Origin of the sequence: Bradyrhizobium sp. LA6.8 (assembly GCF_040547935.1) — a bacterium.
GTDB lineage: Bacteria > Pseudomonadota > Alphaproteobacteria > Rhizobiales > Xanthobacteraceae > Bradyrhizobium > Bradyrhizobium barranii.
Genome location: NZ_JBEPQQ010000002.1, coordinates 263,833 through 289,683, shown reverse-complemented (window position 1 = coordinate 289,683; position 25,851 = coordinate 263,833). Strand labels below are relative to the sequence as shown.

At 65.0% G+C, this 25,851-nt stretch carries 25 protein-coding genes and 1 pseudogene; 14 read left to right on the top strand and 12 right to left on the bottom strand.

Translation table 11 applies throughout. The features are described 5' to 3' along the window. Positions 1-146: 146 nt before the first annotated feature. The gene (locus ABIA90_RS08495) at positions 147-1,013 is read left to right on the top strand and encodes a hypothetical protein (RefSeq protein WP_354118529.1); all 867 of its coding nucleotides are present in this window, start codon (positions 147-149) and stop codon (positions 1,011-1,013) included. Here the strand turns inward: ABIA90_RS08495 and ABIA90_RS08490 are convergent, their stop codons facing one another. Further along, positions 1,014-2,294: a Spy/CpxP family protein refolding chaperone gene (locus ABIA90_RS08490; protein WP_354118868.1), complete on the bottom strand. Its 1,281-nt coding sequence runs from the start codon at positions 2,292-2,294 to the stop codon at positions 1,014-1,016. Positions 2,295-2,436: 142 nt separating this feature from the next. Beyond that, on the bottom strand, positions 2,437-3,444 hold the full coding sequence (locus ABIA90_RS08485) for a LysM peptidoglycan-binding domain-containing protein (protein ID WP_354118528.1): 1,008 nt from the start codon (positions 3,442-3,444) through the stop codon (positions 2,437-2,439). 187 nt (positions 3,445-3,631) lie between these two features. Here ABIA90_RS08485 and ABIA90_RS08480 point away from each other — a divergent pair, with 187 nt between their 5' ends. Together ABIA90_RS08480 and ABIA90_RS08475 are read left to right on the top strand one after the other, a co-directional pair. Continuing rightward, positions 3,632-4,327, top strand: coding sequence for a hypothetical protein (locus tag ABIA90_RS08480; RefSeq protein WP_354118527.1), 696 nt, complete (start codon positions 3,632-3,634; stop codon positions 4,325-4,327). Between the two features lie 158 nt (positions 4,328-4,485). Beyond that, positions 4,486-7,147 (top strand): annotated as a pseudogene (locus ABIA90_RS08475) (bifunctional diguanylate cyclase/phosphodiesterase). 35 nt (positions 7,148-7,182) lie between these two features. Here ABIA90_RS08475 and ABIA90_RS08470 read toward each other — a convergent pair. Next, positions 7,183-7,524 carry a hypothetical protein gene (locus ABIA90_RS08470; RefSeq protein ID WP_354118526.1) on the bottom strand — a complete coding sequence of 114 codons (342 nt, stop codon included), beginning with the start codon at positions 7,522-7,524 and terminating at the stop codon, positions 7,183-7,185. Positions 7,525-7,868: 344 nt separating this feature from the next. Between ABIA90_RS08470 and ABIA90_RS08465 the strand changes: the two genes are divergently transcribed. From ABIA90_RS08465 to ABIA90_RS08455, 3 genes are all read left to right on the top strand, one after another. Continuing rightward, positions 7,869-8,135 (top strand): hypothetical protein, encoded by a 267-nt coding sequence (locus ABIA90_RS08465; protein ID WP_166346517.1) that lies wholly within the window; start codon positions 7,869-7,871, stop codon positions 8,133-8,135. Next, positions 8,128-8,424, top strand: a complete 297-nt coding sequence (locus ABIA90_RS08460; RefSeq protein WP_028149307.1) for a hypothetical protein — start codon at positions 8,128-8,130, stop codon at positions 8,422-8,424. Before ABIA90_RS08465 ends, ABIA90_RS08460 begins: the two co-directional genes overlap by 8 nt. 115 nt (positions 8,425-8,539) lie before the next feature. Next, positions 8,540-8,818, top strand: a complete 279-nt coding sequence (locus ABIA90_RS08455) for a DUF1488 family protein (protein ID WP_028149308.1) — start codon at positions 8,540-8,542, stop codon at positions 8,816-8,818. Here ABIA90_RS08455 and rpsU read toward each other — a convergent pair. Both rpsU and ABIA90_RS08445 read right to left on the bottom strand, forming a co-directional pair. Continuing rightward, a complete protein-coding gene (gene rpsU, locus ABIA90_RS08450; RefSeq protein ID WP_063980487.1) occupies positions 8,808-9,089 on the bottom strand; it encodes a 30S ribosomal protein S21 in 282 nt (93 codons plus the stop codon). The two genes, ABIA90_RS08455 and rpsU, sit on opposite strands and share 11 nt — an antisense overlap. A 186-nt stretch (positions 9,090-9,275) precedes the next feature. After that, entirely contained in the window at positions 9,276-9,467 is a 192-nt protein-coding gene (locus tag ABIA90_RS08445) for a hypothetical protein (protein WP_354113729.1), read from the bottom strand. Positions 9,468-9,561: 94 nt separating this feature from the next. Between ABIA90_RS08445 and ABIA90_RS08440 the strand changes: the two genes are divergently transcribed. Continuing rightward, positions 9,562-9,858, top strand: a complete 297-nt coding sequence (locus tag ABIA90_RS08440; protein ID WP_354118525.1) for a transcriptional regulator — start codon at positions 9,562-9,564, stop codon at positions 9,856-9,858. 30 nt (positions 9,859-9,888) lie between these two features. Here the strand turns inward: ABIA90_RS08440 and ABIA90_RS08435 are convergent, their stop codons facing one another. Both ABIA90_RS08435 and ABIA90_RS08430 read right to left on the bottom strand, forming a co-directional pair. Beyond that, positions 9,889-10,011, bottom strand: a complete 123-nt coding sequence (locus ABIA90_RS08435) for a hypothetical protein (RefSeq protein ID WP_256376446.1) — start codon at positions 10,009-10,011, stop codon at positions 9,889-9,891. Between the two features lie 86 nt (positions 10,012-10,097). Further along, complete coding sequence (locus tag ABIA90_RS08430) at positions 10,098-10,274, bottom strand: hypothetical protein (RefSeq protein WP_354118524.1); 177 nt, start codon at positions 10,272-10,274, stop codon at positions 10,098-10,100. A gap of 143 nt (positions 10,275-10,417) precedes the next feature. On the opposite strand from ABIA90_RS08430, the gene ABIA90_RS08425 reads away from it, so the two are divergent. The 3 genes from ABIA90_RS08425 (at position 10,418) to ABIA90_RS08415 (ending at position 12,999) form a co-directional block, all read left to right on the top strand. Next, positions 10,418-10,555, top strand: coding sequence for a hypothetical protein (locus ABIA90_RS08425; protein WP_175627410.1), 138 nt, complete (start codon positions 10,418-10,420; stop codon positions 10,553-10,555). A 124-nt stretch (positions 10,556-10,679) separates the two neighbouring features. After that, a complete protein-coding gene (locus tag ABIA90_RS08420) occupies positions 10,680-11,795 on the top strand; it encodes a lactonase family protein (protein ID WP_354118523.1) in 1,116 nt (371 codons plus the stop codon). A gap of 316 nt (positions 11,796-12,111) precedes the next feature. Continuing rightward, positions 12,112-12,999, top strand: coding sequence for an efflux RND transporter periplasmic adaptor subunit (locus ABIA90_RS08415; protein WP_354118522.1), 888 nt, complete (start codon positions 12,112-12,114; stop codon positions 12,997-12,999). 260 nt (positions 13,000-13,259) lie between these two features. Here ABIA90_RS08415 and ABIA90_RS08410 read toward each other — a convergent pair whose 3' ends face one another. Beyond that, complete coding sequence (locus ABIA90_RS08410; RefSeq protein ID WP_354118521.1) at positions 13,260-14,111, bottom strand: caspase family protein; 852 nt, start codon at positions 14,109-14,111, stop codon at positions 13,260-13,262. 421 nt (positions 14,112-14,532) lie between these two features. Here ABIA90_RS08410 and ABIA90_RS08405 point away from each other — a divergent pair, with 421 nt between their 5' ends. The 3 genes from ABIA90_RS08405 (at position 14,533) to ABIA90_RS08395 (ending at position 18,559) form a co-directional block, all read left to right on the top strand. Beyond that, positions 14,533-16,263: a hypothetical protein gene (locus ABIA90_RS08405; RefSeq protein WP_354118520.1), complete on the top strand. Its 1,731-nt coding sequence runs from the start codon at positions 14,533-14,535 to the stop codon at positions 16,261-16,263. Positions 16,264-16,481: 218 nt separating this feature from the next. Then, a complete protein-coding gene (locus ABIA90_RS08400; RefSeq protein ID WP_071908582.1) occupies positions 16,482-17,207 on the top strand; it encodes a thermonuclease family protein in 726 nt (241 codons plus the stop codon). Between the two features lie 164 nt (positions 17,208-17,371). Beyond that, complete coding sequence (locus tag ABIA90_RS08395; protein WP_354118519.1) at positions 17,372-18,559, top strand: pyridoxal-phosphate-dependent aminotransferase family protein; 1,188 nt, start codon at positions 17,372-17,374, stop codon at positions 18,557-18,559. Between the two features lie 218 nt (positions 18,560-18,777). Here ABIA90_RS08395 and ABIA90_RS08390 read toward each other — a convergent pair whose 3' ends face one another. Both ABIA90_RS08390 and ABIA90_RS08385 read right to left on the bottom strand, forming a co-directional pair. Beyond that, positions 18,778-19,881, bottom strand: a complete 1,104-nt coding sequence (locus ABIA90_RS08390; RefSeq protein ID WP_354118518.1) for a hypothetical protein — start codon at positions 19,879-19,881, stop codon at positions 18,778-18,780. Next, positions 19,881-21,317 (bottom strand): MBOAT family O-acyltransferase, encoded by a 1,437-nt coding sequence (locus tag ABIA90_RS08385; RefSeq protein ID WP_354118517.1) that lies wholly within the window; start codon positions 21,315-21,317, stop codon positions 19,881-19,883. The genes ABIA90_RS08390 and ABIA90_RS08385 overlap by 1 nt, the downstream gene beginning before the upstream one ends. Before the next feature lie 217 nt (positions 21,318-21,534). Here ABIA90_RS08385 and ABIA90_RS08380 point away from each other — a divergent pair, with 217 nt between their 5' ends. Further along, positions 21,535-23,634, top strand: a complete 2,100-nt coding sequence (locus tag ABIA90_RS08380; protein WP_354118516.1) for a S9 family peptidase — start codon at positions 21,535-21,537, stop codon at positions 23,632-23,634. A gap of 252 nt (positions 23,635-23,886) precedes the next feature. Here the strand turns inward: ABIA90_RS08380 and ABIA90_RS08375 are convergent, their stop codons facing one another. Together ABIA90_RS08375 and ABIA90_RS08370 are read right to left on the bottom strand one after the other, a co-directional pair. Then, positions 23,887-24,978, bottom strand: a complete 1,092-nt coding sequence (locus ABIA90_RS08375; protein ID WP_354118515.1) for an SMP-30/gluconolactonase/LRE family protein — start codon at positions 24,976-24,978, stop codon at positions 23,887-23,889. 74 nt (positions 24,979-25,052) lie between these two features. Next, positions 25,053-25,772 carry a ribonuclease activity regulator RraA gene (locus ABIA90_RS08370; RefSeq protein WP_354118514.1) on the bottom strand — a complete coding sequence of 240 codons (720 nt, stop codon included), beginning with the start codon at positions 25,770-25,772 and terminating at the stop codon, positions 25,053-25,055. Positions 25,773-25,851: the final 79 nt, after the last annotated feature.

Sequence of the window (25,851 nt, the reverse complement as noted above, 5' to 3'; positions counted from 1 at the left end):
CGCGGGTGCCGGAGCGGTTTGACACGTCGGGCAAAACACCGGCAGGATGGTATCATCTCCCACACCGCGCCCACGAACCACATCCCTCCTCACTGCGACTAACCATCGCCTCGGCGTCGAGGCTCGATTTCGGATGGGAGACGATCGTGGCGTTTGCCTTGCCTTCGCGCGCGTATGATTTGCAGATGCTGGACCGTCCCGCTGATCGTGCGCGCGATCACGGTTGGGTCTTTGGCCTGCCGCCGGGCATCAGCAGCGAGCAATGGCCGCTCGATCCCGTCACCGGCTTTCCGCTAATGCACGGCTTCACCTTGAAGCTGCCGGACGATTATCGCGTGCATGGCGAGGACATCGTTGCGATCTCGTTCTTCGCCACGGCGCCCGACCACAATGACGGCGGGGCGCCCGATGATCCCGAGATTCGCGAGGCCGTGGCGGCGCGACCGGCGCATCCGCGGCTTTCGCGCATGACCGATATTCTCGACTACGAATATGCCGCGCTGCTGCTGACCAAAGCCGAATATGAGGGCGCATTCGCGGCGCCGCCGGCACCGCTTCCGCTTGCGACAGCGGATCGGCCACGCTGGCTCGACGTCGGCGGCGCCAGTGCCTTCTTCGAGGCCGCCGCGCCTTATGCAAAAAAGATGTTTGCCGCGCAGCCGCGCGCCGATCTCAGCGAGACCCGCGCGATTGCGCTTGTGCCGCGCGCGACCGATCCGAATGCCGGCAAGGGCCCGCAGGACGAGCACACGCGCCAGAACCCGCCGACCGGTTATCAGCCCTACTATTACTATGTCGGCGGCGTGCCGAGCCGTGACAATTTCCGCCTGCACGATTGGGGCAAGGACCACGCGCACAACCATCTCGGTGGCACCATGCGGCCGTGCCAGGCGGTGCCGGAGATGAGCCCGTTCTACATCGAGTTCGAGGAATATTTCGGCGGCTACAATTTCGGCGGCGGCAACGCGCAGCTCGACTTCAAGGACATGAAGTTCGACTGGGCGTGCGGCTGATCACGCCCCGCGCTTCGGCCCGATCGCCTCGAAGCCGGCCTTCTGTTCGTCGCTCAAGTCTGCCTCGAAATCGTCGAGCGCGTCGCCGACGCCCTTCACCGCCTGCAGCATCGTCTCCAGCCGCGCCTTCACGGCGGCGAGGCGGGCCTGCGGCGTGGGCTCGGCCTTGAGCTCGGTCTTGGACGGGCAGGCACTCAGCGTCTCCATGGTGCGCAGCGTGGTGTCCCGGAGCACCTCAAACCGGGCGCGAGCGATGTCGTCAAGCCTCAGCGTGGACGCGATGTCGGCGGCGGGCCATTGCTGCTGCACGAGCTGCTCGTACTGCCGCTGCGCCTGCACATCATAGCGGGGATCGTAGCCGGCCTCGCAGGCGGCTGGCGCCTGCGCGTCCTTGCGCTGGCCGGCCGCAAGCGCGGCACGGCGCTCATTGGCCAGCGCGTCGAGCTTTGCCTTCTGGCCGGCATCGAGGAGATCGACGAATTTTGCCAGCGGCGGCGCGATTGCGTCGGTCGCCTTGATCATGGCCGCGAGGCGCGTCTGCATCAAGCCGAGGCGATCCGGTGCGTTCGCGGGGGCCTGCGTCGGGCAGGCCGTGCGGATGGTGTCGCGCGCAGCGACCCAGGCGGTCGCGAGCTCATCGAGCGCTGCCCGCTGCAATTCGTTCGGCTGCACCAGAGCGGCGATGCGGTCGACCGGCAAGCCGCCGGTGTCGCTGGCATCGCAAACGGTCTCGACCGAAGGGGCCTTTCGCGCGCGCCTGCCTTGCGGTGCCGTGTAGGCGGCGAACTCCGTGGCCGCATAGGGCGCGAAGATCGCGGCATAGATGTCGCCATAGCCATAGAGCGAGAGGCTGGTCGTATCGCCCAGGATGATTGCGGTGGTGAGGTCGTCATGCGCGAACGGCCAGAACACCGGGCCGGCCCAGCCATAGCTGCCATCAGGGTGGCGCCACCAGCCCTGCGGGCGGCGGCCGCCATGCCAGCCCGACAGCGCAGCTTGCGCCGTGAGTGCCGCGCGCAGGATGTAGGGGTTGGCCGGTTGACCGCGCTCGGCGCCGCGAGGATCCTGCGACCTCAACGCGGCGGAGCGATATCGGCCGCCCCGTACCGCCATGCGCGAATGGCGCAGGCGCGACATGCCGATCACGTGGCCGACGGCAAAGCGCGCGACACCGAGCGGGCCGCCGCGCAATCCGAACTGTGCCTCGGCTTTATTCGGAAGCAGCACTGCCGCAATCATGAGAGCAGCGCCCGCCAGCGCCAGTCCCATGCGTCCGGACATGAAAGCGGACCTGACCACCTCGGCCTCCTCCCAGCGCCAAGCGCGCACTGGGTCGCATCACAATGACGCGCTGGGGAACCGAATGTTCCGGAGAGACGGAGGGCAAAGCGTCGCAACGCGCACCGGCGTTGCCGATGCGGTCTCACTCCGCCTTCCGCGGCACCACAAAAGTCTGGCCGGGATAGATCAGGTTGGGGTTGTGGATCTTGCCCCGGTTGGCGTTGTAGATCACCGCGTAGCGGGCGCCGTCACCGTAAGCGAGCTTGCTGAGCGCCCACAGGCTGTCGCCGCGGGAGATGACCCGGTTGCCGCCTGCTTCGGCCGGTGCGCCGCTGATGGCGTCCGCCGGCGACGCCGATGCAACGGTCGTGGCCGCGGGCGCTCGCGCCATCACCCTGGGTTTCGGTGCACCGATAAATCTCGGCTGAACCGTGGGCCTGTCATGCGCCGATGCCTGGCGCGCCGATGCCGACGGCAGGGATGCCACGACATCAGACTTGTCGTCGGACTTCTCGGCCTGCTTCAGCTCCTGCTTCGCGGCCGGTGCCGGGCGCGCGGGCGGCGGCGCGGCTTCGGCGATGGTCACCGGCATGCTGCGGCCCGACTGCGTCACGGTACCGTCAGGCGCTTTCGCCCGCAGGGTCAGCTCATAGGAGCCGGCGGGAAGCTGCGGCGGGGTCATCACGAACTGGCCCGAGGCATCGGCGACAACCGTATCGAGCGGCTTGCCGTCGCGCAGCAGCTCGACCTGTGCACCCGGCGCGGCCCGCCCCGCGATCACCGCCGCCTCGCCGTGATCGTCGACGCGCGCGACGTCGAACCGCGGGCCGGCATCGGTCGTGGCCGCCGGCGGCTTGGCCGGCACGAGATCGGCCAGCGCCGTGGCCTGCTTCTGCGTCTCGGCCAGCGCATCGACCTTCGGCGCGGAGGCCGGGGGCGCCGATGGCGCGGCGGCGAGCTTTGGCTCGTCCAGCTTCGGCTCTGGCTCCGCTTTGGCCTCGGGCTTTGCCTCCGGCTTGGCGGCGACGGCGATCTCGGTCGGCGCGCCGCCCGGCAGCAGGCGGCGCAGCTCGGTGGGACCGATCACCAGCAGGGTGCCGCCCACCGCGAGCAGGCAGAATGCAATGAAGGCCTTGGAAGCGGTGATCATCAGACAATGAACCCTTGGGTCGCAAATCAACCGAGGCCGGCAAATTGCGCCGATTTGGCTGCGTCAGCAAGTCGATCATTGGGATGATGCACCTTTCGTTCCGGCACGCCCGGCATGAACCGGCGGGGCACCGACGGCGTCAAATCACCGAGGCCGCATCGCGGTCATTTCTTGAGGATTTTTTTCCGTGACCGCATTTTGCCGTCCCGCACCATGGCTGGCGCTTGTCCTGACACTGGCCGCCTCTCCGGCGCTCGCCGCATCCGGCCCGCCGCCGGACTACATCCTCACCAACAATGCCGGCCTCGCCTTCACCTCGCCCGATGGCGCCACCAGGATCGAGCAGTACATGAAGGACGGCGGGGATTGGGACGTCAAATGGCAGGCCTGGGCTCGCCGCGGCGAGCAGATGACGGAGCTGAAGCCCGAGCAGGGCTACGGGGCCGGCTTCCGCTTCACCAGCGACTCGCAATGGCTGGTGCGGATGCAGAAGACCGGCTCGGGCGAGCAGGACCTCTATCTCTACCATGTCGAGAAGGGCGCCTTCGCGAGCGCGACCAAGAAGCCGCTCAGCGATCTTGCCTGGGCCTATTTCTACGGCCGGCCGGAGACGAAGAGGTTCGCCAAGCTCGACTTCCACATCTCGGCCAATCTCATGGAGGGTACGGAAGAGGCCTATCGCTCGCTCGGCATGGACTGGCCCAACAACCGCTACCTCGTGATCTCGCTGTCCGGCGAATATGACAATCATCCCAAGAACGTCGCCATGAAGGGACTGGGCGGCTGGCATTGCCGCTATGATCTCGAGACCGGAAAGTTTGACGTGCCCGAGACGTTCGCCAAGAAGAATGCGGAAGCCTTGAGGTGGGAAATCCGCCGGTGATCCACCGGAATCGCGTCACCGTAAATCCAGCCTGCGGAACTCTCGCCGATCGAGGGAAACCAACCCTCTGATTCCGTTCCGATTCATGTTTTCCTAACCCTTACTGGTAACGGGCTCTTGTCGGTTTTGCTGCATCTTGCATCCCACGGGAGGGCTGGATGGGCACATCAATCCGATGGACCACGCGCATGCGCGCGTTGCTCCGCCGTTGGCAGGGCGCGCCGCTGACGTGGCTGATCGCCGGCGGCTTCGTGCTGATGGTCGCGATGGCCATCGGCACCGCGCTCACCGTCGATCGTTTCCGGCAAAATGCAATCGAGAGCGGCCGCGACAGCCTGGAAAACTCCGTGCGCATGCTCGCCCGGCATTTCGACCGCGAATTCACCGACTTTGCGGTGCTCCAGAAGAGCGTCATCGCCGAGCTCGAAAGTCACGGCATCGCATCCGCCGATCTCTTCCGCAGCGAGATGGCCACGCTGGCCATGCACGAGGTGCTGCGCGCAAAGGCCAGCGGCTGGTCCGACGTCGCCGGCGCCAACGTGTTCGATTCCAACGGCGTGCTGATCAACTCGTCGCGGCGCTGGCCGGTCGCCGATATTTCGGTCGCCGACCGCGGCTACTTCAATCGCCTCAGGAACGATCCGGCCTCGCAGGAAGAGATCGAGGTCGTGCCCGGCCGGCTCGGCAACGGAGCTGCGATCGTGTTCGCGCGGCGTGTCTCCGGTCCCCACGGCGAATTCCTCGGCATGGTGTCGCGGGCCATTTCGCCGGAGCAGCTCGAATCCTTCTTCGCCTCGGCCGGGCTCGGCGAGGAATCCTCGATCGCGATGCACCACCAGAATGGCCAGCTGCTCGCGCGCGTTCCGCATGTCGACGCGATGATCGGACAGAATTTTCGCAACGGCACGCGCGAGCAGATGGCGGTTCGAGCGCACCTTCGTCACGACGCAGCTCGCCAGCCCGATCGACGGCAAGGACCGCATCGTCGCCGCGCGCCTCCTGACCGGCGAGCCGCTGGTCGTGGTCGCGACCAAATCGCTGGACGCGACGCTGGCGACTTGGCGGACGCAGACAAAATTCTTCGTCGCCGTCGCCGTGCTGTCGATCGGCCTGCTCGTGCTCACGCTGTTCCTGATCTTCCGCCAGATGACGCGCAGGCTCGCCGCGGAGAAGCAGCAGCTCGACACCGCGATGAACACCATGACGCAAGGCCTGTTGATGTTCGACCAGGACGAGCGGCTGATCGTCTGCAACCGGCGCTATATCGAGATGTACGGATTGTCGGCCGACGTGGTGAAGCCCGGCGCCTATTTCCGCGACGTGATCCAGCATCGCCATGACACCGGATCGTTCCACGGTGACGTCGCGTCCTATTGCGACGACATTCTGAGCAATACCGGGCGAACCCAGAGCGCCGTCGTCGAGACCGCGGACGGCCGCCTGATCGAGATCAAGAACCAGCCCGGTGCCGCCGGCGGTTGGCTCGCGACCCACGACGACGTCACCGAACGCATCCGCGCCGACGAGCGCATCGCGCATATGGCGCATTACGACGCGCTGACCGACCTGCCCAACCGCGTGCTGATGCGCGGCCATCTGGAGCGCCGCATCGCAGAGCTTGCCCAGGGCCAGCCGTTCGCGATCCTCTACATCGACGTCGACGAGTTCAAGGGCGTCAACGATTCGCTCGGCCACGAGGTCGGCGACGAGCTGCTCCGCCAGGTCGCCAACCGCCTGCGCGCCTGCGTCAGCGGCAACGACCTCGTTGCGCGCCTCGGCGGTGACGAATTCGCCATCGTCAAGGCCGGCACCAGCGACCGGGCCGAGCTGACGGCGCTGGCGGAAAACATCCTGAAAGCGTTGCGTACGCCCGTGGACTGTAAGGGCCAGGAGATCCCGACCGATGCCAGCATCGGCATCGCGATCGCGCCGGATCACGGCGACAATCTCGACGACCTGCTCAAGCGCGCCGATCTCGCGATGTATGCCGCGAAGTCCGAGGGCCGCCGCACCTTCCGCCTCTTCGTGCCCGAATACGACGCCAAGGCGCGGCTGCGCCGCCAGCTCGAGCTCGACCTGCGCCAGGCCCTCGCCCGCGGCGAGTTCGAGGTGCATTACCAGCCGCTGGTCGATCTCGCGGCCAATGTGGTCAACGGCTGCGAGGCGCTGCTGCGCTGGCGCCATCCCGAGCGCGGCATGATCTCGCCCGCCGATTTCATTCCGGTCGCTGAAGAGACCGGGCTGATCGGCGAGATCGGCGAATGGGTGCTGAAGCAGGCCTGCACCGAGGCCGCGAGCTGGCCCGGCGACATCCACATCGCGGTCAACGTCTCGCCGGTGCAGTTCCGCGCCAGGACGCTGGCGCTCAAGGTTGCAGCCGCGCTCGCGGAGTCAGGACTTGCGCCCGGACGGCTCGAGCTCGAGGTCACCGAGACCGTGCTCATCCGCGACGACGAGGAGGCGCTGACGATTCTCCAGCAGCTGCGCGAGCTCGGCGTACGCATCGCGCTCGACGATTTCGGCACCGGCTATTCGTCGCTGAGCTATCTGCACCGCTTCCCGTTCGACAAGATCAAGATCGACCGCAGCTTCATCAGCGACATCGGCCAGTCCGAGGATTCCTCTCCGATCGTGCAGGCGGTGGTGCACATGGCCGCCGCCCGCCACATGGCGACGACGGCCGAAGGCGTCGAGACCGAAGCCCAGCGCGAGGTGCTGCGGCAGCTCGGATGCAGCCAGATGCAGGGCTGGCTGTTCAGCCCCGCCGTGCCGGCAGCGAAGCTGAGGCAGCTGTTGTCGGCGCAGGCGGTGGCGGCTTAGCGCGGCCAGTCACGCCGTCCCTCGCCGGCGCCTCGCTACTTCTTCTTCGCCGGTCCGAAATCCGGTTGCCAGGCGGCTTCCTTGCGGCTCGGCGCCGCGGCGATCACCTTGGATTTTTCCTTCTTCGGTTTCTTGGTTTCGCGATTACTGCGTTGCTGGCCCTTTGCCATGTCGCTCTCCATTGGTTCGAGCTCGTCGAGCTCATCCGATTGCAGCAGCCGTCCACGAGGGGTGCAGACCCTGACATCCATGTAGCCTTCGCGCAGCAGTTTTCGCGCGAGGCGCAGCGCGACCGTCGCATTGCCGCGACCGAGATTGGAACTGCCGTATTCGTTGGTTCCACTGACCAGATACGGCACAATTGTTGCCCTAGCCATCGAGGATGGCGCCTGCGCAGACGAGAAGCAGAAGAAACACCGGAACGATCACCGGCGGCACGATCCGAGCCACGATGCGAACTCGCGCCATCGAACGCTCCTGCGAAGCCTTCGGCGGAAGCACGCGTGACCCTCAGTCACCGGTCGAAGCCGTGCGGTGATGGCGGCGAGCCTACGCCCGCACCGAGCCAATAGCGAGGGTTAAAATGCTGCGGAAACAATGGCTGCTGTGACATCGTCGCTTGCCGGCGCGGCGGCGATAGTACTGGCTATTGCCGCGGCAAGCGCGCATGGTCGTGACAGCCGGCACCGGTTGGGGCTTCACTTGCGAAAGGCAGGCGTGCATGACCATCCGCTCGCGGCGTGAAACCGTCACCTTCAGGCATCCGTTCCGCATCCGCGGCGTCGAGCGCATGTTGCCAGCCGGCGCCTATGAGGTCGTCACTGACGAGGAGGCGATCGAGGGCCTGACCTTCGCGGCCTATCGGCGCGTTGCCACGATGATCACCGTGCCCGCCGAAGGCCCCCGCGGCGCCATGGAGATGCTGTCGATCGGCTCGGTTGATCTTGCGAACGCGCAGGCCGCAGACGCGAGCGTGGCGAATGACTGACCGCACCGTCGATCTCGACAAGCACCGCGGCATGGCCGCGCAGAAGGCGACCGACCTGCGCCGCGCGCTGGCCGAGGTCGAGGCCAATGTCAGGGAGCTGCGCGAGCGCGAGGCCGATCTCGAGAACCGCATGATGACGGTGCCCGCCACGTCCTGGCCGGAAGCGGCGGTGAAGGCGCGCCATCTGCTCAACCTCTATGCTGCGAGCTTGCCCGCCGAGGACACACGCCACCGCGCGCTCGTGGCGGCGCTGTTGGACGATTTCGTCCGGCTGTCGGGGGATGACTGAGGCAAACGACGGCCGCCTGCGTTCTCGACGTGCGCCACGTTCCGGCCAGCCGGGAATCGGCGGCGATGATTTGAGGGGCATCGTGCCAAGCAGCAATCAGGTGACGGAGTAAGCCATGACATTGACCAGCGGCCGCTTTATCGGCCACGAATACGATCGGATGATCGTCCGGTTCTCGATGCATGACGGCGCCAGGGAGATTCCTTGCGCAATCTCGACCTCGGCGATGGACTACCTCGAGCCTAGCCCGCAGGTCAGGCCCGAGCAACGTGAAGCCCAGTTCACGCGCCTGCGGGATCGCATCGAAGCACGCGCGGCGAGCAAATATCGCGCGACGGAGTTCGAAGGTACGCCGCCCGGCATCGTGCTGCGAGGCATCGACTTCAGGCTATAGGTACCCGGGCCTTGACATCCGGCAGGGGCGGCTTGCGCTCAAAAGGCTTCTTCTTCGGCGGCGCGGGCAGCAATCCTTCGCGGATTGCCTGCTTTCGCGCGAGCTTGCGGGCGCGTCGAACGGCCTCGGATTTCTCGCGAGTCTTTCTCTCCGAGGGCTTTTCGTAGGAACGCCGCTGTTTCATTTCCCGGAAGACGCCCTCGCGTTGCATCTTCTTCTTGAGAACACGGAGTGCCTGCTCGATATTGTTGTCTCTGACGAGTACCTGCAATCGATCCTCCTCCTCGCTTGGGGCTGCAAATGCGACACGCCCTGCATGGCAGCCAATTGCGCAGGAGCTTCATTGCGAATTTTGAGGATAGCGCTGCGACATTCGTCGCCAGCTTCGGACAAGTCGATGCGCTTGTCACAGCGATGCAACTTCGCGCTGGCACGTGACCACTCTCGTGCAGCCCTGTCAATCGATAAAGCCCTGGCTGCACGTCGACCGGATCGCGTGAAGCCTCTCGATCGAGGCGCCGGAGCTGCCTGGCTGAACCAAATCGGCCTTGCCGTCCTTGCAGAAAATTGAACGGAACATATATCGAGGGCGTTCGATCAGCCGCTGTGCCTTGTTGAATGCGCCTGCGGGCACCTTTTCCAAAGACATCGACGGAGTTCAAAGTGCTCGCGCGATTGTCGCGCGCCAGCCCGTTCGATCCCCGGATTGAGCGGGTTTTGCCGGTTGCACAACGGAGTGAAGCATGAGCGCCAGGAAATCCGCCGAGCTGTCACCCGAAAGCATCGCGCGCTCCAATCGCAGGCGCCTCGCCGCCGAAGAGGGAGCGCTTGCACTGGCAGACGTCGAACGGCAGTCCGTCGAGGTTCGCAAGAACATGGCGCGGCTTCGAGAGGCGCGCGAAGCCAAGCAAGCGGCTGACGCAGCCCTTCAAGCGGCGTTGCCGGCACCCGCGGTCAAGAAGCGCTCGAGCAGAGCGGCGCGAAAGCCGTCTTCAACGCCGCCGACGGAGCAGCCATCGCTACCCGCGAACGGTTCATAGCCCCGGAGATCGGGCCTCAGGCGCGCGGGCTCACTTCGCCTGCTTTGCCGCCCGGATCTCGGCGAACTCGGCGTCGGGATGGGTGACGATGGTGGTGAACATGATGCCGCTGATGATGAGCGACCAAGCGGTGTTCCAATAGATCCAAAACACGTGCCAGCCTCCGGTTCGACCTCGTCCGCTTGCGGGATCAGCATAACGGCAAGGCGAGGCTGATGTTCCCGGCGCGAAATACAGCGCTATTTTTGTTTGGTCGGCGGCAGCGTGCGATCGGTTTGGCCGGTGTGGCGCTTTGCCACGACGTCCTCATCGTGCGGACCCTCGCGCGGGCGCGGCGGCGGCTTGGGCTGGCCTTTCTGGCCGCCATGCTTGCCGCCCATGTCGGGCTTGCCTTCGAGGTCATTTTCACGCGGCATATGGGTCAATGCACTCCCGCGGCATTGGTTCGCAATGCCGATGCCATGTTGTGCCTGTGAACGAGTTCATAGGATCGTCGCCGTTTGCAGTGCACGATCATGTGCGGGCCCCGGGGTTTCAAACAACGGATGGACTTGGCTTGATGCGGAAACGATTGGTCGCCTGGACCATTTTGACCTGCGCGCTGCTGGCGGTGGCCGTGTGGGGCCTGCTCGGGGCACCCAACACTGCGTCCGGCCCGCATCTGCCCTCCCGCAGCCAGACGGCCGCAGTGCGGTAGCCACCCGCGCGACCGATACAATTTCGGCATCGATCGATCTTCAACCGGAACTTGGTACGGCGGCACGGCTCCCGCTATCCTCCGGACAAAACGACAAGGCCGTAACGCTGTAAGGAGGAGCCCCATGCCGAGACCGACACGCCGCATCGCGCCACGCGCTGCGATCGCCACCACCCTCGCCTTCCTCACCCTCGTTTCAGGAGTCCGCCCCGGCATGGCCGAGACCTTCGCCTATGTCGGCAACGCCGACAGCAACGACATCAGCGTGTTCAAGCTGGCCGAGAGCGGCGAGATGACACCGGTGCAGACCGCCGCCTTCACCGGCGTCGACAAGCCCGGCTCCTCGACACCACTCGCGATCACGCCCGACCACCGCGTGCTGATTGCCGGCGTGCGCTCGCAGCCATTCCTCGCGGTGAGCTTTGCGATCGATCCCAAGACGGGCCAGCTCAGCCCTCTCGGCAATGGTCCGCTTGCCGACAGCATGGCGAACATTGCCGTCGACAGCACTGGCAAATTCCTGTTCAGCGCCTCCTATGGCGGCAACAAGGTCGCGCTCAATCCGCTGCTCGCCAACGGCGTCGCCGGCGAGCCGAAGCAGGTGATTCCGACCGGGCTGAATGCGCACGCCTTCCTGCCCTCGCCCGACAACCGCTTCGTGTTCGCGACCAATCTCGGTTCGGATCAGGTGCTGACCTTCGCGTTCGATCCAGTGGCGGGCACGCTGGCGCCAAGCGATCCGCCGGTGACCAAGGTGCCAGAGAAATCGGGACCGCGGCACTTCGTGTTTCATCCCAACGGCAAGTTCGTCTATCTCATCCATGAACTGAACGGCGACGTCGCGGCGTTCAGCTATGAGGCCAAGAGCGGCGCATGGGACGAGATCCAGCGCACCACGTCACTGCCCGAAGGCTTTACTGGCAAGCCCTGGGCCGCCGACATCCACATCACCCCGGACGGCCGCTTCCTCTACGCCTCCGAGCGCACCACCAATACGCTCGCCGGCTACAAGGTCGACGCAACAAGCGGCAAGCTGACCACGATCGGCAGCGTGCCGACGGAGAAGCAGCCGCGCGGCTTCCACATCGATCCGTCGGGACGTTACCTCGCCGCGGTCGGCGAGCTCTCCGACAGCATGACGGTCTATGCGATCGACCAGAGCAGCGGCGCGCTCGCCAAGCTGAAATCCTATCCCACCGGCAAGAAGCCGAACTGGGTGGAGTTTTTGAGTTTGCCGTGAACTTACCCTCCCCTAGAGGGGGAGGGTCGATCGCGCGCAGCGCGAGCGGGGTGGGGTGATCTCTCCACACGGATGCTGTTCGACGCGGAGAGACCGTCACCCCACCCCGTCTCATGTCTCGCTTCGCTCAACATGAGCCGACCCTCCCCCTCCAGGGGAGGGTAAGAGACAACGAACCTCTTGGCTCGCGCCACGACTAATCTACCAAGCGGCATCGCGCCGCCTGCGCTGCGGCATTCTCATCCGGCCGGCCCATGGTCCGCCGCGGTTGCTTCTGCTAACGATGAGGCCGTCAAGGCCCCAACCGGAATGACCGATGCGTCCATTGCCTGCGCGTTCCTTTCCCAAAAAACTCGTTGCTCTCGCCGGACTGGTTCTGCTGTCCGCCCAGCCCACGCGCGCCGCCGATGACGACGCGCCCAAGGGGCCCGCGGTCACGGTGCTGAAGGTCGCAAAATCCTGCTTCTCCGACATCGTCGAGGCCACCGGCACGATCATCGCGCGCGAGGAGACCTCCGTGCGGCCGGAACGTCCCGGCCTGAAGGTCACGGACGTGCTGGCGGAGGCCGGCGACACCACCACAGCCGGCCAGGTGCTGGCGCGGCTGGCGCTGCCCGAAGGCGGCACGCTTCAGGTCACCGCCCCCGTGGCGGGCGTGATCGCGACGTCGACCGCGCAGATCGGCAACCTCGCCTCGGCCAAGGGCGAGGCGCTGTTCACGATCGTGGCGCGCAGCGAATATGATCTGGTCGGCCTGGTCGCGACCACCGATATCCGGAAGCTCGCGGTCGGCCAGCAGGCGACCGTGCGCATTGCCGGCGCGGGCGATCTCGACGGCAAGGTGCGCCGCATCGGACCGACCGTCGAGCCGAACATCCAGCAGGGCATGGTCTATATCGGCATCTCCTCGCAGAAGCGGCTGCTGCTGAATGCGAGCGGGCGCGCGCTGATCAAGACCGGGCAGAGCTGCAACGTCGCGGTGCCCCTGACCTCGGTGCAGTATTCCACCGCCGGCACCGTGGTGCAGGTGATCCGCCGCAACCGCGTCGAGACCAAGCGGGTCGAGATCGGGCTGATGTCGGGCGGCAATATCGAGGTTCGCGACGGCCTCAACGAAGGCGATATCGTCGTCGCCCGCGCCGGCGCGATCCTGCGCGAAGGCGATCCGGTGCGCCCGGTGATGGCCACGGAAGCTGCGAAGTAAGTCTCGCCTCAACCGTCATTGCGAGCGCAGCGAAGCAATCCAGAATCTTTCCGCGGAGAGATCCTGGATTGCTTCGCTGCGCTCGCAATGACGATGTGGGGGCAGAGGTGCGTTACACACGCAGACCGTAGGGTGGGCAAAGCGACTTGTCCGCCATAGCTCGGCGAGCGAAGGCGGAAGCGTGCCCACGTCTTCTATTGAAATCTTGGAGAGATGGCGGGCACGGCGCTTTGCGCCTTTGCCCACCCTACAATTTACGGCTAGCCGCCGGCTGCTTCGCCGAAATGGACGTCCTCGAGCAGCGAGGAGGAGATGGTCGGGACCTGGTCACCTTCGGAGGCGCGGGAGATGGCGACGCGGGTCTTGTTGAAGACGCTTTCGGCGCTGCCCTGCGCATTGAGGTTGGTGAGGAACTCGCCGACCAGCACGCTGTACTCGCCCTTGCCGTCGTCGACGACCTTGCCGGGCGAAGCCGAGGAAAGGATCAACGCGTTGTCCGTCGCGCTGATCGGCGCGAGGCCGTGGCTGTAGGAGCGGAAGCGGCGCTCGTAGGGGTTACGGCGGGAGGCGTCGACGACGACGAGCTTGGCCTTGGCGCCCTGCTCCTTCATCATGTCGAGCACGCCGTCGATGGAGACGCCCTGGCGGCGGACGTCGCTTTCCTTCCAGATCACGGCATCGACCGGCAGCATGTAGCTCTCGCGGCCGGCCTGCACGCCGTAGCCGCCGAAGAACAGCATGACGACGGTGTCGCGCTTGATCCGGGACTTCAGGCGGTTGACGGCGCGGACCATGTCGTCCTTGGTCGCGTCTTCCACCATATCGACGTCAAAGCCGTTCTTGCGGAGCGACGAGGACAGCGCGCGGGCGTCGTTGATCGACTGCGTCAGCGGCGCGCTGGCGTCGGGATAATGTCCATTGCCGATGACGAGGGCGAGGCGGGACGACTGGCCGATCGAGCCGGTGACCAGGTCGGTCGACACGGCCTTGGCGGCATCGATCGCGCGCATGTTGAGGGCAGCATGGGCGCCGATCACGAGCGACACCGTGCCGATGAGGGCTGCGGCCACCGCGATCGTGCGTCTGGAAAGCTCGAGCTGCCTTACATTCATCTCGGTTCGTTCCTGTGCCAAAGACCAGCCAAGCGCGCGCACAATGTTTGAGTAGCGCGATGGTGGCTTCAGGTTTGAGGGATTGGCCGGGGATGTGCCCCCGAACTGCGCGCAATTTGCGGCGCCGCACCAAACAAAGCCTTAACCGGATATCTCCTCCCCGGCAATAGATCGCCCAAAATTTGAGCTAAGTGACTGAAGATATTGGTTAATCCTCCGAGCGGGATTTGCACGTTTTTTCGTCGCGAGCCCCTTGTAACGGCCTTAATCATGCAGCTCCCGTGCCGGATTTTTCCGTGACCGCCATCACATTTGAATTTCCCGCGAATCCGGGTAGCTTTTTCAAAGACTTGGAGGGGGTGGCGCGCAGATGGGAGCGCGCCGGCCGGCCCCCGGCCAAAGCCCCGCGACCAGGTATTTCATGAGCTTTCATTATTTTGCCGGCGCCGCCTGCCGGGCGCTGACGGCGCGAAAAGACGGCCCCTCGCTTTACGACGTCTGCGATCCCGTATTGTCGGGCCCAGCCAGCGGCGATCCGCATCTGGCCAAGTTCTACAAGACCGCGCTCGGCAATCCCGCATTGCGGATCCTGCTCCGTCGCGCCGGGCTGCCCGAGTTGCGCGACGAGGCGAAGCTGACCCGGCTTCGCACGGCGCTGGTGCGGGCGCGCGACGACGCCGAGCCCGACTGGGCGGCGGTCGGCCAGCCCGTCGCCGATCTCGTCGACAGCATCGCGCTCGACCATCCAAAGCCGCCGCCGGCGATATTCACAGGCCTAGCGCCGCAACAAGCGCAGATCGACGGCGTGATCCGCGACTGCGCGCAGCATCTGCTCGGCTCGTACCGCAAGAACGGCTTCCTGCCGACCTATGCCGCCTTCAACCTGATCGGCGACCCCGATGTCCGTGGGCGCGAGCTGACCATGGCGCTGACGGGGCTGAACGCGCGCGGCTACAAGAACTCCTCGCTGCTGTTCAACCTCGCCCGCGTCTTCATCGCGCGCTCACAGGCAGCGGCCGTCGTCAATCCGCCCTGGAGCGGCATTGCCGAGCCGATGTGGGAGCCGGTGCAGATCCGACACCGCTCGGCCTATTACGACGCGTTCTTCATCGAGGCGCTGCTGAGCTATGTCGAGACCGGGCTCGCCTCGTCGGCCGACAAGATTGCATCCGAGCGTGCGATCGCCGACATGGTCGATTTCTGCGTCAACATCAGCCGCGAAGAGGTCGAGGGTATCGACGGCACACGCTTCAACGTCATCACCGCGCTCGCGCCGGCGCCGCATCCGCGCTTCTCCCGCTTCTTCGCCCAGATCAAACAGGACCTCGGCTTCGGCGTCTACGTGCCGGATTGCGACACCACGGCGTGCTCGATCTCGGCAGCGACGCAAGCCGGCTGCACCGATCCGATCATCGACCAGCCGCTGCTTGACTTCTATTCGGGCTATCAGGTGCTCGCTGGCGTCAACGAACCGCGCGTGACCGTGCCGCTCAACGACAACATCGACTACGAGGGCGGCGTCGCGACCTGGATCGATAACCTCAAAGGCGAGCGGCCCTACGGCAACGATCTTGATCCGACGCTCAATCTCGACATTCTCGAGGTCAGCTTCCGCAACCTCGCGCGCTGGAAGATTTTGGAGACGCCGGCGCGGCTAGCCACCGTGCATCGGATCATCGGCTTCCAGAAGCGGCTCGCCGCCAGCGGCGCCTTCGCCAATCCGCGCTCGCACATCTATTATCTGCCCGAGCTCTACAGCGCCTATTTCGGCCGCTGCTATGCGGCCTTCCTGGCGCTGCCGCTGGCAGCACAGGCCGCGATCGACCCCGACGGCGATTTCGATTTCATCCGCCATCGCGTGCTCTCCTACGTCAAGGGCGAGCTGATGGCCGCGGAGATGAACGTGTTCGACGCGGCGCTGGCGCTGATCGCACTCGGCCATCTCGGCGCCGACCCGCGCGCCTTCGCCCCGGCGCTGAACGTGATCGTCGCGAGCCTCGGCGAAGGCGGCCGCCGCGGCCCGTTCCGCGCCTATGAATGGAACAAGATGAAGACGCCGACGCGGATTCTGGTGGGTGGTCCCGAGGTGACGTCGGCCTTCGTGCTGATGGGGCTGGCCGTGGCGAAGCGGGCGATGGCGGGGCGGGGGTAGGTCTCGTAGGGTGGGCAAAGGCGCGCTCTTCGCGCGCCGTGCCCACCATCCGCCACCACGCTGGACATGGTGGGCACGCTTCGCTTTGCCCACCCTACGAGACCGTCGTGCAATGACGGGAAGTTGAAAGCTCAATCGTTAGGCAGGCGCTGGCCGGGCGGCCAAAAGCCGACCACAATTGCGACGTCTATCGAGATTTTCCTCACACGCGGACCGGCATGTTGCGAAAATTCCTGATTGCGCTGTCTTTGCTCGCCATCCCCTCGCTGGCCCAGGCCGCCGACATCACCGGTACGGCAAAGGTTCGCTCCGGCGATTCCGTCCTGATCGGGAACACGCGGGTCCGGCTCGGCGGCATCGACGCGCCCGCGGTCGACCAGCTCTGCCTCAATACAAAAACCGAGCGCTGGACCTGCGGCATCGCGGCGCGCGACGAGCTCGCCAAATACACCGAGGGCAAGAACTGGGTCTGCCACGCCCGCGCGATCGACCGGCGCGGCCGCACCGTGGCGCGCTGCGAGGTCGGCGGCGAGGACATCCAGAAATGGCTGGTGCGCAGCGGCTGGGCACTCGCCTACACCCGCGTCTCTCACGACTACGAACCCGACGAGGCCGCCGCGCGCGAGGCAAAGGCCGGCATGTGGCAGGGCGCCTTCATCGCGCCGTGGGACTGGCGCGTCCGCAACAAGAAGACCACCATCCTGGGCGCGACCAAGCCGCCCGAGGGCGCGCATGCGGTGCTGCTCGCCTCGGCCTCCGGGCCGGTCGCGCCCTCGCCGGACTGCACCATCAAGGGCAACGTCAACACCGCCGGCGAGTGCATCTATCACCAGCCGACCAGCCGCTGGTACACCCAGATCAAGATGAAGATCAGCAAGGGCACCCGCTGGTTCTGCTCGGTGGAAGAAGCCGAAGCCGCAGGCTGCCGCGAGACCAAGAGATAAGTGCATGGTCCGGAAAAGTGTGAGGCGGTTTTCCGACAAGACCATGCTCGAAACAAAAACCACCCCAGACCTGCGTTTTGCGTGCTTTTCTTGGGCTTCCACGGCGCGTAGAACGTGAGTCAGCGACCCACCAGCCTGTTCTCAAGCAACAAGGACCAACAGCAATGACCGTTCGCGCGGGCCGGGAATTTCTGGCCATCCCCGGGCCCACCACGATGCCCGACGAGGTGCTGCAGGCCATGCATCGTCCGGCGATCGACATCTACTCCAAAGAGATGCACGAGCTGACCGATACACTTCTCGCAGACATCTCGAAGCTGTTCGCGACCAAGGGCAAGTCCTACATCTACATCGCCAACGGCCATGGCGCCTGGGAAGCCGCGCTGAGCAACGTGCTGTCGCGCGGCGACAAGGTGCTGGTGCTGGAGAGTGGGCGCTTCGCGATCGGCTGGGGCAACGCCGCCGCCCTGATGGGCGCCGAGGTCGAGGTGCTCAAGGGGGACTGGCGCCGCGCGGTGCGGCCGCACGAGGTCGAGGAGCGCCTGCGCCGCGACAAGGAGCACACCATCAAGGCCGTCGTCGTCGTCCAGGTCGACACGGCCTCGGGCGTGCAGAACGACATCGAGGCGATCGGCAAGGCGATCAAGGCCAGCGGCCATCCCGCGCTGTATATGGTGGACACTGTTGCCTCGCTCGGCTGCATGCCGTTCGAGATGGACAAATGGGGCATCGACGTCGCGATGTCCGGCTCGCAGAAGGGCCTGATGACGCCGCCCGGCCTCGGCTTCGTCGCGGCGAACGCGCGCGCACTCGAGGTGCAGAAGAAGGCCAACATGTCGACGCCCTATTGGAGCTGGAGCGAGCGCGAGGGCAGCGAGAATTATCGCAAATATGCCGGCACCGCACCGGTGCATCTGTTGTTCGCGCTGCGCAAGGCGATCGACATGCTGCACGAGGAAGGGCTGGAAAACGCGTTCCGCCGCCACAGCCTGCTCGGCGAAGCCGCTCGCCGCGCCGTCTCCGCCTGGTCGGAAGGCCAGGTGCTCGGCTTCAACGTCGCGGAGGCGAGCGAGCGCTCCAACACCGTGACCACGGTGACCATGAGCAATGGCCACGATCCGGCGCTGCTGCAGCGCTATTGCAAGGACAAGTGCGGCGTCGTGCTCGGCACCGGCATCGGCGATCTCTCGGGACAAGCCTTCCGTATCGCCCATATGGGCCACGTCAATGCGCCGATGCTGCTCGGCACGTTGGGGGTGGTCGAGATCGGGCTGAATGCGCTGAAGATCCCGCACGGCAAGGGCGGGCTGGAAGCCGCGGTCGCGTATCTCGGCGAGCAGGTGGCGGTGTAGGCGCGCTTTCTTCCTTCTCCCGTTGTGGGAGAAGGTGGCGTAGGCGGCCTTCGGCCGCCGTTCTTAGGAACGCCGAAGCGAAGCTTCGGCTATGGCGCCGGATGAGGGGTTTCTCTCCGCAAACTTCACTGCGAGAGTTGTACGCGCGGATAGATACCCCTCACCCGTCTCGCCGCTACGCGGCGAGCCACCCTCTCCCACAGGGGGAGAGGGGAAGTTCAGCGCGCGACTCGATACGCTTCGACTTGAACCTTCAGCGCATCCAGCGACGCGAGCGGCGCCTCAGGATCGACGCGATACTCTCCACGCGCCAGCCAGCTCAGCACCTTCGCATCCACCGCCGGCGAATGGTGGATGACGTCGCTGTAGTTATCGAGATCGTGCGTCACCGCCCTGATCGCGCGGAAATCGTACAGACGCACATTCGGAAGCTGCGTCAGCCGCTCGGCGATGCGCGCGGTGAGGTCGGTGACGATCTTCAGCGTCGCAGGCGAGGCATCGCGCATCGCGACGAACTGCAGGATCGAATAGGGCGGCAAGTAGATGTCGAAGGTCACGTCCGGATGACGCGTGATCAAGCCGACCGCGTCGCGCTCGAAATGCCGGAGCATGGCGTCGTAGCCGTAGCCTTCGCCGAGGAAGCGGCTGCGCACGGGGCTCGTGATGTAAGCAAACGAGGCAAGCGTCTTCTTCGCATTGTAGTCACGCGCGACGTCGAAATCGCGCGGCAGCGCGTAGATGTCGTCGACGTCGGACAACGCGAACTTGACGGGGAGAAACGGCGCCGCCTGGGTCAGCTTATGCTGCAGCGGCGGGATCGACCGCAGCAGCGCGAACAGGGATTCCTTTGCCATCGCGGCGCTGAACAGATAGGACGCGATGCCCTTCGTTGTCTGGCGATAGAGATCGACGGACAGAAAGGGATCGGCCTCGATATCGGCCGCATCGACAAAGATGAAATCGTCCATCGCCCAGATCACGCGCCGGGCACCACGCTCGATCGCCCGCTCCAGCACAAAGCCCTGCTGGCGCGAATTGGACCCGGTCATCGTCAGCTTGAGTGAGTGGACGCCGAGCGCGCGATCGATGTCGCTCTGGCGGAAATGGATCGCGAGCGAGGTGCCCATGAAGGCGGTGTCGAACGACTGGCTGCGGATCAACCCGGCATTCTGCACGCGCGTGTCGTCGGAATAGAAGGCGGTGAGACGCGAGGGGCGGAACAGTTGCAGGGGATCGACGAGATAGGTGAGCGCCGCCGCGCCCAGCACGCAGGTGATGCTGGCGAGCAGAAGACGTCTCACCTGTGTGAAATTGCCCCGCATCAGAACCGGAAATAGATGAATTCGCTGTGGCTCTGGATGCCGAGAATCCCGAGAGCGAGCACCAGCGACGCGCCGTAGAGAAACAGCGGCCGCATCCGCCCTGCCGGCAGGGCCTCGCCGACCCTGCGATTGTCGTGATCGTATCCCATGATCGCTTGCGTGTTCGGCGCCAGCCACACCAGCGCGGCGTAGATCGACACCAGAACCAATGCGGCGATCTCCTCGCGGCCGAGGACGATATTCGACGGATCGGCCATCGCGTGGAGCACGCGCAGTGCCCAAGTAACGCTCTCGGCGCGGAAGAAAACCCAGGCCACGACGACGGCGAGGAACGTCAGCACGGCTCCGACGATGCGGACCGGACGCAGGAGCAACGTCGGGACGTTGGGCACCAGCGCGTTGAAGGCATGATTGACGCAGAGATAAGCGCCATGCAGCGCGCCCCAGGCGACAAAAGTCCAGGCCGCGCCGTGCCAGAGCCCGCCGAGCAGCATCGTGATCATCAGATTGACGTAGCGCAGCACGCGGCCGCGGCGGTTGCCGCCGAGCGAGATGTAGAGATAGTCGCGCAGGAACTGCGACAAGGTCATGTGCCAGCGGCGCCAGAACTCGACGATGCTGGTGGCCTTGTAGGGTGAGTTGAAATTCACCGGCAGGAAGATGCCGAACATCAGCGATATCCCGATCGCCATGTCGGAATAGCCGGAGAAGTCGAAATAGAGCTGGAACGTGTAGGCGAGCGCACCACACCAGGCCTGATCAAAGCTGGGCGAACGCGCCTCGAAGGCGAGCGCCACCAGCGGCTGGATGCCGTCGGCAAGGCAGGTCTTCTTGAACAGGCCGATTGCGAAGATGACGATTCCGCACAGGATCAGGTGTGCGTCCGGATACTTGGTCTCTTTCCGCTCGAATTGCGGGATCATGTCCTTGTGGTGGAGGATCGGCCCCGCGATCAGGTGCGGAAAGTAGGTCACGAACAGCGCGTAGTGCAGCAAGGCGTAACGCGCGACCTGGCCACGATACGCATCCACCAGGAACGCGATCTGGGTGAAAGTGTAGAAGGAGATGCCGACCGGCAGCAGGATGTGGACCGCAACATGCGTACCGGCCAGCGCATTGATGTTCTCGGCGACGAAGCCGGCATATTTGAAGATGCCGAGCACCAGGAGGTCGCCGACGACGCCGAGCGCGAGCGCCGCCTTTCGTTGCATTGGGGCGAGCTTCGCCGCGATCAGGAGATAGCCGACGCCGTAGTTGAAGGCGATCGAGACCAGCAGCAGGCCCACGAACTGCCAACTGCCGATGGCGTAGAAGGCGAGCGAGGCCAGCGCCAGCCAGATCACCGGCGCCAGGTTGCTGCGCCGCCCGAGCCAAAAATAGCCGGCCAGCACGGCCGGCAGGAACAGCAGGATGAACGGGTAGGAATTGAACAGCATCAGGCTGGACCGGAGGCGGGAATATCGCCCCTAAAGCATACAAGGGGGCGATCAACAACCCGGCGACTTGGCGCAGTCCTTGGCGCAGCGGCGCTGGCAATTCGCGGAATCGGGACGATATAAGGTGGAACACGCGCCTGCTTCTTCTCCCTCTCCCCGTTCTTACGGGGGGAGGTAAAGAGGGAACGCAGCGCGAGTACGAGATGATGAGGACCGAGTGACACAAGCCAAGACACCTTCCCAGCCCCCCGTCGCCCCGCGCCGGCCGCATTCCTTCACGCGTCACGGGATCACCGTGACCGACGACTATGCCTGGCTGAAGGATGAGAAATGGCAGGAGGTGCTGCGTGATCCCGCCGTGCTCGATCCCGACATCCGCAAATATCTCGACGAAGAGAACGGCTACACCGAGAGCCTGCTCGGCCACACCTCGTCACTTCAGAAGACGCTGGTGCGCGAGATGCGCGGAAGGATCAAGGAGGACGATTCCAGCGTGCCCTCGCCCGACGGCCCGTTCGCCTATTTCCGCAGGTTTCGCGAGGGTGGCCAGCACGAATTGTTCGGCCGCATGCCGCGCGACGGTGGCGAGGGCCATATCGTGCTCGACGGCGATGCGCTCGCGAAAGACCACAAATACTTCAAGTTCGGCGGCAGCCGCCACTCGAACGATCACAAGCTGCAAGCCTGGAGCGCCGACACCAAGGGCTCGGAATATTTTTCCATCCGCGTCCGCGACTGGGCCACGGGCAAGGATCTTGACGATTTGGTCGAGGAAACCGACGGCGGCATCGTCTGGAGCAAGGATTGCAAGAGCTTCTTCTACGTGAAGCTCGACGACAACCATCGCCCGATGCAGGTGTGGCTGCACAAGCTCGGCACCAGGCAGGCCGACGACACGCTCGTCTATGAGGAGCAGGATTCCGGCTGGTTCACCCATCTGCATGAGAGCACCAGCGGCCGCTTCTGCGTGATCGCGGGCGGCGATCACGAGACCTCGGAGCAACGGCTGATCGATCTCGCCCACCCCGAAGCGCCGCCGCGCCTGGTCGCAGCGCGCGAGGACGGCGTGCAATATTCGCTGGCCGACCGCGGCGACGAGCTCTTCATCCTCACCAATGCCGATGACGCCATCGATTTCAAGATCGTCACCGCGCCGCTTGGGGCACCCGAGCGCAAGAACTGGCGCGACCTGATCCCGTATCGTCCCGGCGTCTACATCATCGACCTCGATCTCTATGCCGGCCATCTGGTGCGGCTGGAGCGCGCCAATGCGCTGCCGTCGGTCGTGATCCGCGATCTCGCGACCAGGGACGAGCACGCCATCGCCTTCGACGAGACGGCCTATTCGCTGGACACGATGGGCTCCTACGAATTCGAGACGACCAACTTGCGCTTCGCCTATTCGTCGATGACGACGCCGTCGGAAGTCTATGACTACGATATGGTCAAGCGCACGCGGACCTTACGCAAGCGCCAGGAGATCCCGTCGGGCCACGATGCGGCCGACTATGTCACGACGCGCATCATGGCCAAGGCGCATGACGGTGCCGAGGTGCCGGTGTCGATCCTCTATCGCCGCGGGCTGAAGCTCGATGGCTCGGCGCCGCTGCTGCTCTACGGCTACGGCTCCTACGGCATGGCGATGCCGGCCTCGTTCAACGCCAACCGGCTGTCGCTGGTCGACCGCGGTTTTGTGTACGCCATCGCCCATATCCGCGGCGGCGCCGACAAGGGCTGGGGCTGGTATCTCGACGGCAAGCGCGAGAAGAAGATCAACTCGTTCGACGATTTCTCAGCCAGCGCCCGCGCACTGATCGATGCGAAATACACCAGCGCAAAACGCATCGTCGGCCATGGCGGCTCGGCCGGCGGCATGCTGATGGGCGCGGTGGCAAACCGCGCCGGCGAGCTGTTCGCGGGCATTGTCGCCGAGGTGCCGTTCGTCGACGTGCTCAACACCATGCTCGACGACACGCTGCCGCTGACGCCGCCGGAATGGCCAGAGTGGGGCAACCCGATCGAGAGTGAGAAGGATTTTCGCACCATCCTGTCCTACTCGCCGTACGACAATGTCGCGGCGAAGGACTATCCGGCGATCCTGGCGATGGGCGGCCTGACCGATCCGCGCGTGACCTATTGGGAGCCCGCGAAGTGGATCGCACGCCTGCGCGCCACCATGAGCGGCGGCGGCCCGGTATTGCTCCGCACCAACATGGGTGCCGGCCACGGCGGCGCCTCGGGGCGGTTCGACCGGCTGGACGAAGTCGCGATCGTCTACGCGTTCGCGCTGTGGGCGGCGGGGATGGCGGAGGCGTGACCTTGTAGCCCGGATGGAGCGCAGCGAAATCCGGGATTCGTGCAGACGGCAAGACCGCCCCGGATTGCGCTGTGCTCCATCCGGGCTACGGGCCTCTCCCCGCACGCGGGGAGAGGCGAAGGAATTCGGCAGCTCTGTAGGGTGGGCAAAGGCGCATCGCGCCGTGCCCACCATCTTTCAGCAATTGCGACGAGAGCGGTGGGCACGCTTCGCTTTGCCCACCCTACGGCAGCTTGGCTGGTCAGCTCTGCCTCACACCGCCCCATGCGCCTCGACATACAGCGCATACACCGAATGGCTGCTCGCCATGTAAAGCCGGTTGTTCTTCGGGCCGCCGAAGCAGAGGTTGGCGCAGCGCTCGGGCAGCTTGATGAAGGCGAGCGGCTTGCCGTCCGCGTTGAACACCATCACGCCGTCGAGATCCTCGGACTTGCCCTTGAGCTGATAGACCTTGCGGCCGCCGATGTCGGTGGGCTCGGATTGCAGCGCGCCGTTGGAGCCCCAGCCGCACCAGAGATTGCCGTCGCGGTCGACGCGGAAACCGTCGAGCGAGGCCTGGTCGGCGGCGTCGATCAGCTTGGTCTTGCCGCTTAAGGCACCGTCGTCGCCGACATTGTAGCTCCAGATGCTGCGATTGGGCGTGCCCTTCCATTCGACGATGTAGAGCTTCTTCTCGTCCGGCGAGAAGGCAAGGCCGTTCGGATTGACGAGGTCGGTGAGGACGGCGCTGATCTTGCCGTCCTTGGCGATGCGGTAGACGTTGGTGGTGGCCTGCTCGGCCTTCTCCTTCTTGCCTTCCCACTCGCCGTTGATGCCGAACAGCGGATCGGTGAACCAGATGCTGTCGTCGGATTTCCCCACGATGTCGTTCGGTGCGTTCAGCCGCTTGCCCTCGAACTTGTCGGCGAGCACGGTGATCTTGCCGTCCTTCTCGGTGCGGGTGATGCGGCGGGTGACGGAGTGCTCGCAGGTGACGAGGCGGCCCTGGCGGTCGCGCGCATTGCCGTTGGCGTAATTGGCGTTGGCGCGGAACACGCTGGTTTGCCCGGTCTTCTCGTCGAACTTCATGATCCGGTTGTTGGGAATGTCCGAGAACAGCAGATAGCCGCCTTCGGGGAAATAGGCGGGACCTTCGGCCCAGCGCATGCCGGTCGCAACCTGCTCGACCGTCGAGGAATAGAGCCGATATTTTCCGAAGCTGGGATCGAGGATCTGGACGGCGGGATCGGGGTAGCGCTGGTTGGGCGTGAACGGAAACGACTGGGCACCGGCGGTGCGGGCGAGAAGTGCGGACGCCGCCGCCGCACCGGCGCCGGCCATGAGACTACGTCGCGTGAAATTCATAAGTATCCTCCCTGCTCGATAAAAGGCCGGCGCTTGATGCGCCGGCTCGTTTCTTGACGTGACTTAGCTTCGGCCTAGCGGCCGTTCTTCTTCCGCCATTCCGCGAAATCAGTCAGCGTCTGCGGATCGGTGGCGGGATAGAGCCCAAAAATGCCGCGGCCTTTGCCGACTTCCTCGGTGACGAAATCCTCGAACGCGGTCATCTCAAAGGTTTCGTTCGCGATCTCGTCGGCGAGATGCGCGGGGATCACGATGACGCCGTCGCTGTCGCCGAGAATGACGTCGCCCGGAAATACCGGCGCATCGCCGCAGCCGATGGGAACGTTGATCTCGATCGCCTGGTGCAGCGTGAGGTTCGTCGGTGCCGAGGGACGATGATGGTAGGCGGGAATGCCAAGCTTCGCGATCTCGGCGGAATCGCGGAAGCCGCCGTCGGTGACGACGCCGGCGACGCCGCGTTTCATCAGGCGCGTGACGAGAATCGCGCCGGCAGAGGCCGCGCGCGCATCCTTGCGGCTGTCCATCACCAGCACGGCGCCGGGCGGACAATCCTCGATCGCCTTGCGCTGCGGGTGGGAACGATCCTTGAAGACGTCGATGGTGTTGAGGTCCTCGCGCGCCGGCATGTAGCGCAGCGTGAAGGCCTCGCCGACCATGGTCGGCTGGTCGGCGCCGAGCGGGTGCACGTCCTGGATCATCTGGATGCGCAGCCCGCGCTTGAACAGCGCGGTAGCGACGGTGGCAGTGGAGACGGATTTGAGTTTTGTGCGGGTGGCTTCGGTGAGTTTTGTCATTTGATGCTCTCTCATCTTCGTCATTCCGGGGTATCGCGAAGCGATGAGCCCGGAATCCATAACCACCATCGTGAGTATG